The organism is Streptomyces sp. SirexAA-E (assembly GCF_000177195.2).
GTDB classification, from domain to species: domain Bacteria; phylum Actinomycetota; class Actinomycetes; order Streptomycetales; family Streptomycetaceae; genus Streptomyces; species Streptomyces flavovirens.
On record NC_015953.1, the window covers coordinates 5834080 to 5847993 of the forward strand.

Sequence of the window (13914 nt, forward strand, 5' to 3'; positions counted from 1 at the left end):
TTCGAAAGGATGGACCGTGTCTTCTGCTTCTGGAGTGCCCGCCGGTGAGTGAGTACGACGACAGGTCCGCCCCCCAGGCGCCCCCCGCGCCTCGGCCCGAGCCGCTGCCCGCCGCCGAGGACACCGAGGCCGTAGCGGTGTACGGGCGCACCGTGACCGGAACCTCGGGAACCGCCCCGACCGCCGTCGAGCCGGAGACCGAGGACGACGACGAAGCGAAGGACCCGGCCGCGGCGCTGCCCGAACCGCCCCCCGAAGTGGTCGAGGCCGCCCGGAACCCGCGCGAGCCGGCCGCCCTGCGGTCGGCAGAGGGCGAGCCGGTGGTCCCCGTCTCCACCAGCCCCGCCTACCAGCGCGTCGTCGGGACGCTCGCCGCCCGGCTGCTCCCGGTGGCCGACGTGGTCGAAGGACTCCCCGACGGGCACTCCCTCCACGTCAACCCGACCGGACCGGCCGGGAACGTCATGGAGACCGAGGCGCCGGCCGAGGAGACCGCGGCCCAGGAACGCGGCGAAGCACGGGCGGCGGGCGTCGACGCGCCGGAGGGGACGACCCCGCGCATCCACGCGGTACGAGTGGACGACCCGGTGGCGGCCGGCGACGCACCCGCCGCCGCGTCGGCGGCGGAGTCCCCGGCGGGCAAGGGGCCCCGGCAGTGACACGCTGGAGTGGTCCCTTCGCACGGCGCCGCGCCGCCCGGTCGTCGGCCCCGGCCGGGCGCGGGCCTGCCGACGTCCGGCCCGCCGACGACCGCCCGGACGCCACGGCGGCGGAAGGGCTCCTGGTCGAGGACCACGACGGCCTGCTGCTGCTCCGGACCCCCTCGGACAACGCGCTCACCCCCGCGGACGTCGCCGACCTGGCCCGGGGCATGCGCACGGACGACGGCACCGTGACCGTCATCGCGGGCGCCGACGGGATGGAGACCTCCGCCTTCTGGCCGAGGCTGAGCGAACTGCTGGACTCGCTCAGCGAGTCGGGCGCCGACACCGTACGGCTGGTCATGGCCGGTGCCGGGCAGGACGTCAAGGACCGGCCCGCCACCGCGCGCCGGATCTCCGACGCCTGGGGGGTCGAGGTCAAGGCCCCGGACGGGGCGCCCCTCGTCGTACCCGGCGGTTCGCTCTTCGTCCCTCCCGGTCCCTCCGCCGACGGGAGACCGCCGGCGGGCGGCTGGTGGCGGTTCGCCCCTGGCTCGGCTCCCGAACCGCTGGGCCCGCGCAGCCCGGAGCCGTCCTGGCAGCCCGCGCTGCGCCACGTGCCGTCGGGTACGTCCGGCGGGAGCGTGGTGGAACAGATCCCGGCCGGGCTGCTGGTACGCCCCGCCGAGGCCACCGCGACCCAGCCCGGCGACCTCTACCACGCCGTGCCGGTCGACCCCCGGCGCCCGGCCGTGGTGGTCGGCGTGCCCTACGGCGAGGACGTCTCGGCCGAGGAGGTCGCCGAGGTGCTGACGGCCCTGCCGGAGGAGGTCAGGTCCGGTGTACGGCTCGCGCCCGGCGGCAGGCGTGACGTGCTGCGGCTGGCGCAGGCGGTGTGCGACCGGCTGGACACCGACGTCGAGGTGATGACCGGGCTGCCGCTCGTGGCGGCGGCCGGTCCGCTCGGGTCGTACTCCGTACGGTCGGTCCTGGCCGCGCCGGACGGAACGCCGAAGTGGCTGCCGTTCGTGGACGCCGTCGTATGCCGGCCGCCCGACGAGGAAGGCCACGCCCGGCCGCCCCAGCTGCTGCGCTGGACGCCCCCGCTGCCGGGGCCCGCGCGCCCGGAGGAGGGCGTGATCGGGCTGACGGACCGCTGGCAGGTCACGGTGACCAGGGCGGGCCTTTGGGTCGGCCCGCGCGGCGGCCCCCGGCTGTCCCCCACGGCACGTCAGGTGGACGCCAACGGCCCCGTGATCGAGCTGGGCATGCCGGGCGAGCTCATGGACGCGTCGCTGCTGCCGGCCCTGTCGAGCCTGCTGGGATCCCTGACACCGGCCCTGCGCGAGCGCGCGACGCTCCATGTGCACGGCGTGTCCCACGACGGCGGCCACGGCCTGCGACGACTGGCTGCCCAACACGGCCTGCGCACCCTCCGCTACGCCGCCCCCGCCCCGGCTCCGGCCCGTGCCAGGCCGACGGCCCAGGCCCCGGCGCGGGCCCAGGTCCGGCCCGCTGGTCCGCCCGCCCGGACGGCGGCCTCGGCCCCGTCCCCGCCCGCCGCATCGGCAGGCGCCGGTCCGAACGGTGCCACCGCCACGGGGCGGCCGGAGTCGGTGCCGGGACCCCGGACACAGTCCGCGCAACCGAGGCTGCCGGGCCGACCCGCGCAGCCGGGGCCGTCACGACCGGGACAGCAGGGGCAGCCGGCGCAGTCGGGGCGGTCGGAACGGCCGAGCCTGCCGCTGCGGCTGCCGCGACCTTCCCAGCCGTCGCAGGCGGACCGCCCCGCCGGATCCGGGTACGGCCCCGGCCGGCCGGCGGAAGGCGGTGCACGGGCCGCGCGGGCCGAGCGCGCTCGGCAGCTGCGGGAAGCCATGGGTCTGGAGACGGCGGCGGACGCGAGCGCCCCGGCACGCGCCGGGACGCCCGGACGGCCCCCCGGCTCGGGCGCGGCCGAAGAGCCCGACGGCCCTCGGGCGTCCGGGGCGTCCGGCGCGCCCGCCGCGGTCCCGGGGCGCGCCGGTGCTCCCGACGGGGTCGGCGGTCCCGCGGCGGCAGACGGGCCGCCCGTACGGCCCGACGGCGAGGACCCGGCCGAGGGCGTGAGAACGGCCGAGGGCGCCGGAACGGACAACGTTCCGATGGGTACCGGCGGTCCGGAACGGGCTGACGACCCCGCGCGTGCCGATGCTTCCGTGGGCGGTGACCGTTCCGACGCGGCCGAGGGCCCCGAGGACCAAGGGCGCCCCGTCTCGGCCGACGGCTCAGGACCGTCCGCCGCGCGAGGCCCGGCCGCCGAGCCCGCGGGCGGCCCCCGCCCGGGCGAGACCGAGGCGCCCGAGAGCCCCGACGCCACCGTGCTCCCGCCGGAGCCCGCCACCGTGCTCCCGCCGGAGCCCGACATCGTGTCCCCGCCGAGGCCGGTGCGCGTGGCGTCCGGCGCGCCCGCGGATCCGGCGCCCGCCACACCTCCCACGTCACCGGGGGCCATGGCGTCCCGGGACGTGACGCCCGACGTGCCGGACGCACCGACGGAGCCGGGCGGTACGGGGACGGCCAGGGACGGGGCGGACGAATCCGACGGGGCGGGCGAGGCGCAGGGGAGCCCCGGTGCCTCGACGGCTCCGGACGCGCCGCACACCACCGCGACGCCCGACACCCCGGACACGCGTGAGGCAGCCCCGGACTCGGCCGCCGACGCGGGCGACGCCGCCGACGCTGGCGATGCCGCTGATGTCCCCCAAGCCCCGCTGCCGCCCGTCCCGTTCGACCCCGGACACCGCAGCAGCGAAGTGGAGCGGGCCGCCTTCCGCGCGCTCGCGGACGGGATGTGGGACAGGCACGGCGCGGCCGTCGCCCGCTCACTCGCCCGGATGCCCGCGCTGCGCGGCAAGGAGCAGGAGGCCGCCCGCGCCGATCTGATCGCGCTGCGGATGTATCTGCACGTTTCCGAGGGCCCGTTGAGCCATGGCGCCGTGACCCGGGCCCTGCGTGAGTACGAGCCCGACATGCTGCCGTACGGCGCCTGCGTCGCCTCGGCGCTGAACCGGCTGCCGTCCTATCGGGGCGCGGTGCTGCGCGGCACGGGCAGCGATCCCACCGCCGAGGGCTCCGGCGCCCCGGCTCTTCCCCGCCCCGGCACACTGCTGCGCGACGCGGCGCTGCTCAGCACCACACCGCTCGATCCCGCCCGGACGCCGGCGATGCCGGGCGGGACCTACGTCATCTGGTCGGTGGCGGGCCGTCGTGTACGGCAGTTGTCCGACCACGGCCGTGGGCCCGACGAGGTGGTGTTCGCTCCGGGAACCCTCTTCCGCGTGCTGGACGTCCGTCGCGACGGCCCGGCCGTACAGATCTATCTGCGTGAACTGACCGGTCCTGCCACGGCGACCAAGCCCGATCCCGACGTGGATCGAGCCGTACTCGCCCGGTTGGACGATGTCGTGCGCGGGCGCTCGACGACACCTGCGGGCACCGGCCACTGGCCGGAGCGCTGCGTGGGTGCCGTGGGCGCCGGGCCGTGACGCGACACCGAACCCAGACATGAGTAAGGAAATTGCATGGCACGTGAGCATGATCCTTCCCGTCGCATACCACCGAGGCCGGGCACATCCGCCGGCGCGGGCGACTCCGGGACAGCCGGGAGTTCACCCGTGTCGGTCCGCCGGGCGGTGACGATGCGAGGAGCGGCCGGGGACCCCGGCGGCGCCCTCGCACCGGGCGGCGCACAGCGTGGCCGTACGAACGCGTCACCTGCCGCCGCCGTCCCGGACACGGCTGCCCCCGAGCCGAGCCCGGCGAGCAAGCAGCCGGAGAAGGGCCCGGAGAACGCCGCCCCGAAGGGCACGGAACCGGAGACCACCGCCCCGGAGAACACGGACGCCCGGAAGAAGACCGCGGAGCGTTCGACCGCCGACGAGGCCACCGGCACGGTGAGAGGCATCGGCGCCCCGCACCCGTCGTCCGAGGGCACGTCCGAACCGGATGCGCCAGCGCTCAACTCCGCGCCCGCTTCGGCGGATTCCGCAGCCGCGGCGTCCTCCGAGGCGACGGGCGCCGCGCCTCCCTCGCCCCCGGCGGCCGTCAGCACGACGGGCACGCCCCCGGACGCCGCCATGGCGGCGTCAGCGGCCGGCAGCGGCGGCGCGGGCGCGAGCGGTTCGCACGCGGGTGACGAACCGCCCGGCAGTCGCCCCAAGAAGCCGATGCTGGCGGCGGCGGCGATCGTCGGCGCGGTACTGATCGCGGTCCCGTTCCTCGTGGCGGGACAGGACGACCGCAAGCCGGAACGGCCCCGGACGGAGAACGCGGCCGGTACGGTCCTGGACACCGAACGCTCCGCCGTTCCGGACACCTACACCAGCGCGTCACCGGTTCCCTCCGCCACACCGAGCAAGAAGGAGGAGAAGAAGAAGGAGGAGCCGCCGCCCGCGCCGGTGGTCCAGAAGCAGACCACCGCCCCGTCGCCGAGCGCGTCCGAGAAGAAGCCCAAGACCGAGAAGAAGGCCGCGGTCAAGGAGCTGACCGCGGCCGAGAAGCTCCGCCAGTGGGCCAACGGACGCTCCGGTGTGCAGAACACCGTGCTCAAGAACGCGGCGACCGGCCAGTGCGTGGACATCGGGGGCTTCGGCAAGGGCAAGATCAACGCGCCCGTCAACCAGTACCCGTGCAACAACACGACCGCCGACAACCAGCTGTGGAACCTGGACATCGTGGACAAGGACGGCGGGCCGCAGAACGCCCCCCTCTTCCTGATCCGCAACAGCAAGGACGGGTTCTGCCTGGACCTGCCCTACTACACGGCGAAGCCGGTGGGTACGAAGGTCGGCGAGTTCCACTGCAACGCGGCCGGCGACAACCAGCTCTGGTGGCTCGACCCCCGCGGGGACGGGACCAACTGGATCCGTAACGCAGCCAGCAACGACCTGTGCCTGCGCCCCACCGGCGGCGCGGCCGCGGGCAACGACGCCCGGCTCGAAATCGCCAACTGCGGTTACGGCGACCGCTGGATCGTCTGAGGATCCGCTCCGGCGGACCGACGTCCCCGTTCCCGAGGCGCACTCGACCGCCTCTCGGGAACGGGGACGTTCTCTTTCCCGCTCGCAGCCGGGGGAGGCCGCGTGGGGCCCGCGTCGCCGCCTTCGGCCGGTCGACCGGGCGATGCTCAAGCGTTTCGTGACGCGAACAGGGCCTGGACGGTTTCGGTGGCCAGGTCCCGCAGCCAGGTGTGGGCGCAGTCGTCGTCGTAGCGCTGGTGCCACAGCAGGTACAGCGGGACATCGGGCAACCGGAGCGGGGCCGGCAGCGTGATCAGGCCGAGCCGGTCCCGGGCCGCTCGGGTCACCGTGTCGGGGAGGGTGACCACCAGGTCGGTCTCCAGGGCGAGTTGCAGCGCGAAGGTGCTGGTCGGCCCTGCGGCGACGACGCGACGTTCGAGGCCGAGCGTGGTCAGGGCGTCGTCGATCGGGTCGCGCAGGCTGCCGCGCCTCGACACGGTGAGGTGTTCGGCGGCCGCGTACCGCTCGGGGCTCAGCGAGCCCTCGGTGAGCGGGTGGCCCGGTCGGACGGCGACGACCAGCCGGTCCCTTCCGACGAGGCGGTGGCGGATGTCGGCGAGCGCCGGGGGGCTGGAGCTGGATTCGAGGTCGACCTCTCCCCGGCGCAGCTCGGGGTCGTCCGTGCAGGGCTCCGCGGACAGGCGCAGCCGGACACCGGGCGCCCGGCGGTGGACGGCCGCGGTCAGCGCGGTGCCGCAGGCCGCGGTCAGGGCGTCGTGCCAGCGCACGGTGAACACCCGGTCCAGGGCTTCCAGGTCGAGGCTCTGTTCCGGTGACAGCAGGTGGTGGGCCTGCTGCACGAGGGCGTGAACCTCGGCACGCATGGCCAGCGCGCGAGTGGTGGGGACCATGCTGCGGCCGGTGCGGACCAGGATCTGGTCGCCGGTGGCCTTGCGGATGCGGCCCAGGGAGCGGCTCATCGCCGGGGCGGTGACGTGGAGGCGGGCTGCGGCCCCGGCGACACTGCCCTCTTCCAGCAGCGCGTCCAGGGCTGTGAGCAGGTTCAGATCCAGTTGCATGACAGTAACTCTACAAGTGACAAGCGTGCACTTGTTGTTAACAGTCAGGCCGCCTACCTTCGCAGTGCGGGTGCGAGACGAACCGCCCGCACCGACCGCCACCAGGGAGCCCCTCATGAGCACAGCCATGCCTTTCGACGCCGACACGACACTCCTGTCCGATGTGACAGCCGCCGTGAAGGCCGCCGGCCTCACGCTGCGCGACCGTCACACCCCGCACGCCCGAGGCGTGAGCCTGGACGAGATCGTCGACGAGATCCACGCCAACGACGACGCGGTGCTGGACGTGCTGCGCGAACCCCTGCTGCGGGCCCGGCAAGGGTCCCGGTGGGCCGAGGACGAGCTGGCCGGCGGCGCGCTCCCGCCCGGGGAGTGGTGGGTCGTCGACCCCGCCGAGGGCAACATCAACCACGTCCACGGCATGGAGGACTGGGCCGTCACCGCCACCCTGGTCCGCGACAACCGACCGGTGCTCACCGTCGTCCACCTGCCGCTGACCGGCGACACCTACACCGCCGTCGCGGGCGGAGGTGCCCGCCTCAACGACCGGCCCCTGAAGGTGTCCGCCAAGACCGATGTCGGCGCCGCGCTCGTCGGCACCGGTCAGGCCAGGCCCGGCGAGGACGAGCGCACCTTCCGGCGGATCGGTGACTCCGTCACCGCCATGCTCGTCAACGGCCTGGTCGTGCGGGTGTCCGTTCCCGCCACGATGCAGCTCATCCACGTCGCCGCCGGACGTACGGACGCGTTCTGGCAGTTCTCCGACGTCCGCTCCGGCCTCGTCGCCGGCGCCCTGCTGGTCGCCGAAGCCGGAGGCACCGTCACCGACCTGGCGGGCCAGGCCTGGAACACGGGCAGCCGCGACTTCCTGGCCGCCGCCCCCGGCATCCACGCCGCCGCCCTCGAAGTCCTCGCGCCGATCGTCTGACCGGGCACCTCCGTCCTCCCACCCGCATACCGCAAGGAGCATCACCTCATGACCAGCATCGGCATCCTGGGCACCGGCCGCGTCGGGACCAACCTCGCCGGCAAGCTCTCCTCAGCCGGACACCACGTCACCCTCGGCGGCCGGAGCCCGAAGGACCCCACCGACCGCGCCGCCGGGGCCGCTTCGCGGATCACCTTCGCCGACCAGCGCACCACCGCACGCACCGCGGACATCGTGATCAACGCGACGCCCGGCGACAGCTCACTGGACCGCCTCACCGACCTGCGCACCGAGCTCTCCGGCAAGATCCTCGTCGACGTCTCCAACGCCACCCGCGACGCGGACGACGGCCTGCCCGGCGAGCTGTGTCACCCCGGCAGCAGCCTCGCCGAGAAGCTCCAGGCCGCGCTCCCCGGCACCCATGTGGTCAAGACCCTCAACACCATGCTGTTCATGGTCATGACCGCTCCCGAAACCCTGGGCACCCCGCCGACCGTCTACGTGTCGGGCGACGACGAGAAAGCGAAGAAGTCCGTCACCGGCCTGCTCGGCGACCTGGGCTGGCAGCCCGCGTGGATCGAGGATCTCGGCGACATCAGTACGGCCCGCGCCACCGAGGCCATGGTCCTGGTCGTGCCCCACGTCCTGCGCCGACACGGCTTCGAGCCCTTCGCCGTCTCCCTCGCCCGCTGACCCGGCCTCCCGGACCCGCCTCCCCCGCGGGGGAGGCGGGCCCGGTCCGGCCGTTGTCCGGTACGGCTGGCCGAGCCGATGGTCCTCCGGCTCGGCATCGGGCGGGCCCTCGGTCTCAGACGGAGGCCCCGCCCACCTCCCGGGCGTACGGCGGCTCCGCCCCCGCCCGGGAGCACGTGACGGCCGCCGCCCGGGAGGCGAACGCGAGGACCTCGCCCCAGCCGTCGGCTCCCAGCGCGGCCAGGGCATCCCGGGTGAGCAGGTCCCGGCGCGCGAGGGCGTGCAGCAGTGCGGCGTTGACCGTGTCCCCGGCGCCGATCGTGTCGACGACCTCGACCGGCGCGGCGGGCACCGAGTACCGCGCGCCGCCCCGGGTCAGGACGGTGAGCCCGTCCCCGCCCCGGGTGAGCACGACGGCCGCGGGGCCCGCGGCCGCCAGTTCCGGCAGCCCGGCACCGAGCCAGTCCGCGTCCTCCTCGCTCAGCTTCAGCAAGGACACGTGCGGCAGCCAGCCGCGGAACCGTGCCCGGTAGGCGTCCGGGTCCGCGACCAGCTCGGCCCGGACGTTCGGATCGAGGGCGACGAACACGCCGCGGGCCGACTCCCGCCGCATCAGCTCCTCGTAGGCGCTCGCCCCGGGCTCCAGCACCAGCGAGCAGGTCCCGAACGACGCCGCGCGCGTCCGGTCCGGCAGGGCGTCGGGCAGCGTGAAGAGGCGGTCCGCGGTGCCGCCCGTGTAGAAGGTGTACGAGGCCGAGCCGTCCGCCGCGACCGACGCCACCGCGAGGGTGGTGGGCTCGGGCCCGCGCTGGACGAGCTGTGTGGAGACCCCCTCGGACACCAGCCGCTCGACGAGCGACGTACCGAAGGCGTCCGTGGACAGGCGCGAGCAGAAGGCCGTCTCCGAGCCGAGCCGGCCCAGCGCCACGGCCGTGTTGTACGGGCCGCCTCCGCGCACCGGCCGCAGCGGCGTCAGGGCGTCGCCCCGGTCGTGCGGCACCAGATCGATCAGAGCCTCACCGGCGACGACGATCACAGGAAGTTCCCTTCGAGGGGGTCGGGACCCGGCGCGGACCGGCCGGGCCGTCGGGTCGGTCGGACGGCTGCGGGCGAACGGTCCGGTTCGGTACCGGCCGCAGGAGGCGGACCGTGCGCGCCCTTGGCGTCGGCCCGCAGGGTGAGGAGCGAGACGAAGGTACACGAGGCCACCGGCGCCGACATGATCAGGTAGGTGCGGCCGTAGCCGAGCTGTCGTCCCCGGCGGGGAGATCACGGCCGTGCCGGCCCGGGCCGCCATGACGCAGCCCGTCGACGCCCTCAGGAAGACCTGACGGGGGAGCGGAACGTCGATCGTGCGGTCCATGCGGGGAGCCTGCCACGACCCGGACACCTGCCCCGCGCCCCGGGCCGCCACACCGCAATCAGCCGGTCGCCGTCAGTCCGTGTTGCCCCGCGAATCCAGGTCGAAGTCCTCCTCCCGGCCCGCGAGACGGTCCTCACAGCGGTGCAGCTCCGCCTTGAGGTCGGCGCGCCGTTGCGGTGCGAGAGCGGTTTCGAGCAGGCCGCGCAACGCGTCCCGGCGGATCAGGAGATGCACGAGGCGCTCCGGGCTGACGAACCGCTCCGTGTGCTCGAAAGCCGTCTGGTAGTCGTGTTCGGCGATACAGAGACGGGCCCTCAGCCCCGTCCTGATGTCGCGGCGCTGCCTGCTGAACTTGCGGTCCAGCTGTTCCAGCGCCGCGCCCGCCTCGCGTACACGTGAGGTGCGCAGCGCGCAGAGAACGTAATTCGCCAGCACCTCGAAGCGCACGTTGTCGGATTTCTCCACGGCCTTCTCGGCGAACTCGTAGGCCACCTCCAGGTCACCGAACAGGTACTCCACGCGCGACGTGCGATGGCTCACCATTTCGACACGGTCGATATCCGCCAGGCGCAGAAGCAGCGCCAGTGCCGTTTCCTTGTCCCGCAGCCGGCAGGCGATCTGGATCTTCAGGTCCACGACGTAGCGGTTGTCGGGCTGCTTCTCCTCCGCGCGGGAGATGTGCTCGTCGGCACGGGACAGATCGCCGAGGCGTAGACAGCACTCGGCCATGTCGCGATGGATGGCCATGCCGCCGCGCCCGCTGTCCAGCGCCTTCTGGTAGTAGTTCAGGGCGTCCTGGTGCTCCCCCCGGTGCCGTTCCAGGAAGCCGAGCAGGAAGAACGCGTCCCGGATCTGGCCCCGCTTCTTCAACTGCGCGATGTGCTCCCCGGCTTCCGGGTACTCGCCGAGTTTCACATGGGCGCGGATGAGCGTCGTGCGGGCCTGGTGGATTCCCGGATCGGCCCGGAGCGCGTCGTTCGCCATTTCGACGGCACGCTGGTACTCCTGCTCGTGGTAATACTCCTCCGCCAGTCTCACCCGGTCGGTGAGCAGGGCGTAGGCCCTGGGTGTGGACTGTTTCCCGGCCATGTCGATGGCGCGGAACAAGGTGCGCTGGAGAGCCAGGAAATCCGTCCCGTCCTCGGACCGTGCCAGGAATTTGTCCAGCCTGTTCGCGACCGCCCCGTACTCCTCCTTGCGGCAGGCGCCGAACTCGCGGCGAATGGCGTGGGTGGCGGGCCCGGACACCTCGTACCAGCCGCCTGCGGTGGGGATGATCAGGGAGACGTCGATGAGGTGGATCAGGGCCTGCTCTATGTGCGTGTTGGACGCGCCGACCGCGTCCTGGAGGACGGCCAGCGGTAAAGGGCTGTTGGCGGCCATGACACGCAGGATCTTCTGTTCCAGCGAGCTGAACTTGTTGTTCTTCAGGTAACGGGTGAACGGTGAGGCCCCGAAGTCGGAGAGCATACGGCCGCCGATCGCGAGGTCGGGACCGTAGGCCGTGACCAGTTCGAGCGCATAGGTGACGGACGGGGGATAGCCCCGGACCGCGGAGGTGATCTTCTTGACGGTCGAGGGATCCAGGGCGATCTGCCGGGCCTTCGCCATCAGCCCGACGAGGCGGTTGATGTCCGAGTCCCCGAGCGGCTGGAGGTGGACCACGGCGGTGGGGCGCATGCTGCGGGCGATGAAGCGCTCCGGCGCGGGCCGCCTGTTGGTCAGCAGGGCGGTGACGACGTCCGGGTACTGGCCGAGCGCCTCGACGAGGTCGAGGATGTACGGCGCGATGTCACCGTCGTTGTCCAACAGACCGCCCTCGTCGTTGAGTACGGGCATCTGGTGGTACTGGCAGATCGCCTGCAACTTGCTCAAGGCGTGGCGCAGCGCCTCCTCGTCGCCGAGAGCGGTGATCTCCCGGGTCCGTTGCAGCGACTCGTCCGGGGTCTCCGACGGATCGACCAGCGCGGAGAGTTTGGCGGCGAGGGCCTGCACGCTGTCCCCGGGCTCCACGTTGACGACCAGCAGGGACTCCAGGTCCAGCGACTCACGCACCATCTTGGTCAGTGTCGCGCGCCTGCCGATGCCCGACAGCCCGACCACACAGGCGACCTGGCTCTCCGCGCCGGGCACGGGCGCGGAGTAGACGTCCTGCAAGGCCGCGATCTCGGCCGCGCGCCCGACGAACCGCGGGCTCTGTCCCTGGCGCACCAGATCGTCGATGAGCGTTCTGATCTTCCGCGCGGCGGGCTTCGCCGAGATCGTGGTGATGTGCTTGGTGCGGTTCAGCCAGTCGGGCAGGTCCTCGGGCGAGATGGTGTGGTCCATGCGGACCACGAGGACGTTCTTGATGCGGCCCATCGCATGCTGGAACCGTGCCTCCCGTATCTCGTGCCGCACCCAGGAGGACGCCAGAGCCGACTTGCTGAGGAACAGGACGAAGGCGGCGGACTCCCTGATCGTCTCGTCCATGGTCTCGAGAAGGTGCTCGCCCGCGCTGAACGCCCGGTAGTCGATCTTCGCGAAGGCGCGGCCGATCTCGGAAGCCACCTCTCTCACGAAGGCGGCGTCCTGGGTGGAGTAGGAGAAGAATGCTTTGATCACGGAGTAACCGTTCTGCTCGGCCGAGACGGCGTGACTGGCGCGGTATGTCTCCGGACATCCGCATCGATCTCCTGACCCCGCCGCACGGCCCCGCACGTTCGGCCGGTTCCACGGGACCGGTTCTCGGGGGCGGCGCGTGGGCGGGGACCTCTGGCCGCGCGCCCTTTCGCGGGGCGCACGCCGCACGAGCCGCCTGGCGGGTGGGGGACGCGAGGCGCTGCGGACCACGGTGACGGCCGGGGCGTCCGGTGAGACGGCGGCTCCCGCGCCGAGAGGCGCGACACCGGCCCCCGCTCGCGGCTGAACTCCCCTGCGAACGGGACAGCGATCTCGACGTCCGGGTCCCCGGGACTCATGCCACCCCCTGCAACTGTCGCCCTGTCAGATGCTAGAGGAGGCGCCGCCACGCAGGGAGGGCAAGCGCACTCCCGGCCGGTGATTTTCTCCGGCCGCCGGGCCGCCGGGTGTACGCCCGGAAGGCGCCCCGCGCAGACCACGACTGATTGCGCCACACATCGCGGGAGGCGTGCGCCGGCCGGCGCGAGGCGCGGCGCCCTCACCGGGGCGGTGCGACCAGCCGTCCCTGGTAGACGAGTGAGGCGGCCTGTTTGAGGGTGCGCAGCCGGACGCTGACCGTGTAGCCGGTGACCTCGGGCACCGTCGCGAGCCGGCGGCTGAGCCAGTCGTAGAAGTCGGCGGCGTCCGTGCACATGACGATCGCCATCAGGTTCTGGGCGCCGGACGTGGCGGAGGCGAAGACGACCCGGGGGAGCGCGGCGAGGGCCGAGCCGGTCTCGTGCAGCCGCGCGGGGGAGGTGTTCAGCCAGAGCGCGGCGCTGAAGGGGTAACCCAGCTTCTCCAGGGCCAGGTCCACGTCGTAGAAGAGGGTGCCCGAGCGCTCCAGCGCCTCCAGGCGCCGCGCGACCCGCCCCGTGGTCCAGCCGGTGCGGTCGGCGAGCGTCGCCTGACTCGCCCGGCCGTCCTCGGCGAGTGCGGCGAGCAGGGCGGCGTCCTCCTCGTGCGGTTCGACCGGCAGGCCCTGCGGTGTCGTGCGCGGGTGGTGCTCGCGGAGGGACTCCACCGCCTCCTCGGGCAGCGACGGGCCGAGCCGCCCCCAGTCGGCGCCCGGCGGGGAGTAGGTGTGCAGGGTCATACGGGTGTCGATCTCCAGCACCCCCGGGGTACGGGAGAGCTGGCGCAGCACCTCCGGCATCCGCCCCTCGTGGGGTGTCGCCATCGAGCACACGATCTCCGAGCCGCCGAAGGAGATGTTGGCGAAGGAGACCTCGGGAAGCCGCGTCAGCGCCTCGGCGCACGCGTCGATCCGGTCGGGGCGCAGTGAGATCCGGACCACGCTCGCCACCAGGCCCTGAACCGCCGGGTTGACGAGCCCCACCACCCGTACCGTCCCCGCGCGGCGCATCGTCCGGTAGCGGCGCGCGACGGTCTGCTCCGAAGCCCCCACCACCTCCCCGACCAGCCGGAACGGCGCCCGAGGTGCGACGTGCAGGGCGTGGAGGATATGGCTGTCCAGGGTGTCGAGCATGGAGCAAGTGTAGGGGGGAGTGCCTGCGAGTGGCGGTTTCCTTCATTGCCGGGGGTTCGA

General features: G+C 73.4%; 9 protein-coding genes. 5 read left to right on the forward strand and 4 right to left on the reverse strand.

What is annotated here, in order from left to right; all coding sequences use genetic code 11:
* Positions 1-44 precede the first annotated feature (44 nt).
* The 3 genes from SACTE_RS25760 to SACTE_RS25770 all read left to right on the forward strand — a co-directional run bounded on the left by SACTE_RS25760 (position 45) and on the right by SACTE_RS25770 (position 5662).
* A complete protein-coding gene (locus SACTE_RS25760) occupies positions 45-659 on the forward strand; it encodes a hypothetical protein (RefSeq protein ID WP_014048949.1) in 615 nt (204 codons plus the stop codon).
* Positions 656-4168 (forward strand): hypothetical protein, encoded by a 3513-nt coding sequence (locus SACTE_RS25765; RefSeq protein WP_014048950.1) that lies wholly within the window; start codon positions 656-658, stop codon positions 4166-4168. The genes SACTE_RS25760 and SACTE_RS25765 overlap by 4 nt, the downstream gene beginning before the upstream one ends.
* A gap of 129 nt (positions 4169-4297) precedes the next feature.
* A complete protein-coding gene (locus SACTE_RS25770; RefSeq protein WP_014048951.1) occupies positions 4298-5662 on the forward strand; it encodes an RICIN domain-containing protein in 1365 nt (454 codons plus the stop codon).
* 146 nt (positions 5663-5808) lie between these two features.
* On the opposite strand, the gene SACTE_RS25775 is transcribed toward SACTE_RS25770, so the two are convergent.
* A complete protein-coding gene (locus SACTE_RS25775; RefSeq protein WP_014048952.1) occupies positions 5809-6720 on the reverse strand; it encodes a LysR family transcriptional regulator in 912 nt (303 codons plus the stop codon).
* A gap of 115 nt (positions 6721-6835) precedes the next feature.
* Here SACTE_RS25775 and SACTE_RS25780 point away from each other — a divergent pair, with 115 nt between their 5' ends.
* Positions 6836-7648 carry an inositol monophosphatase family protein gene (locus tag SACTE_RS25780; RefSeq protein WP_014048953.1) on the forward strand — a complete coding sequence of 271 codons (813 nt, stop codon included), beginning with the start codon at positions 6836-6838 and terminating at the stop codon, positions 7646-7648.
* A 48-nt stretch (positions 7649-7696) separates the two neighbouring features.
* Positions 7697-8341, forward strand: coding sequence for an NAD(P)-binding domain-containing protein (locus tag SACTE_RS25785; RefSeq protein ID WP_014048954.1), 645 nt, complete (start codon positions 7697-7699; stop codon positions 8339-8341).
* 115 nt (positions 8342-8456) lie between these two features.
* Here the strand turns inward: SACTE_RS25785 and SACTE_RS25790 are convergent, their stop codons facing one another.
* From SACTE_RS25790 to SACTE_RS25805, 3 genes are all read right to left on the reverse strand, one after another.
* Positions 8457-9377, reverse strand: a complete 921-nt coding sequence (locus tag SACTE_RS25790) for a carbohydrate kinase (protein WP_014048955.1) — start codon at positions 9375-9377, stop codon at positions 8457-8459.
* A gap of 399 nt (positions 9378-9776) precedes the next feature.
* The gene (locus tag SACTE_RS25800; RefSeq protein ID WP_014048956.1) at positions 9777-12308 is read right to left on the reverse strand and encodes a tetratricopeptide repeat protein; all 2532 of its coding nucleotides are present in this window, start codon (positions 12306-12308) and stop codon (positions 9777-9779) included.
* Positions 12309-12864: 556 nt separating this feature from the next.
* Positions 12865-13854: an Lrp/AsnC family transcriptional regulator gene (locus SACTE_RS25805; RefSeq protein ID WP_014048957.1), complete on the reverse strand. Its 990-nt coding sequence runs from the start codon at positions 13852-13854 to the stop codon at positions 12865-12867.
* Positions 13855-13914: the final 60 nt, after the last annotated feature.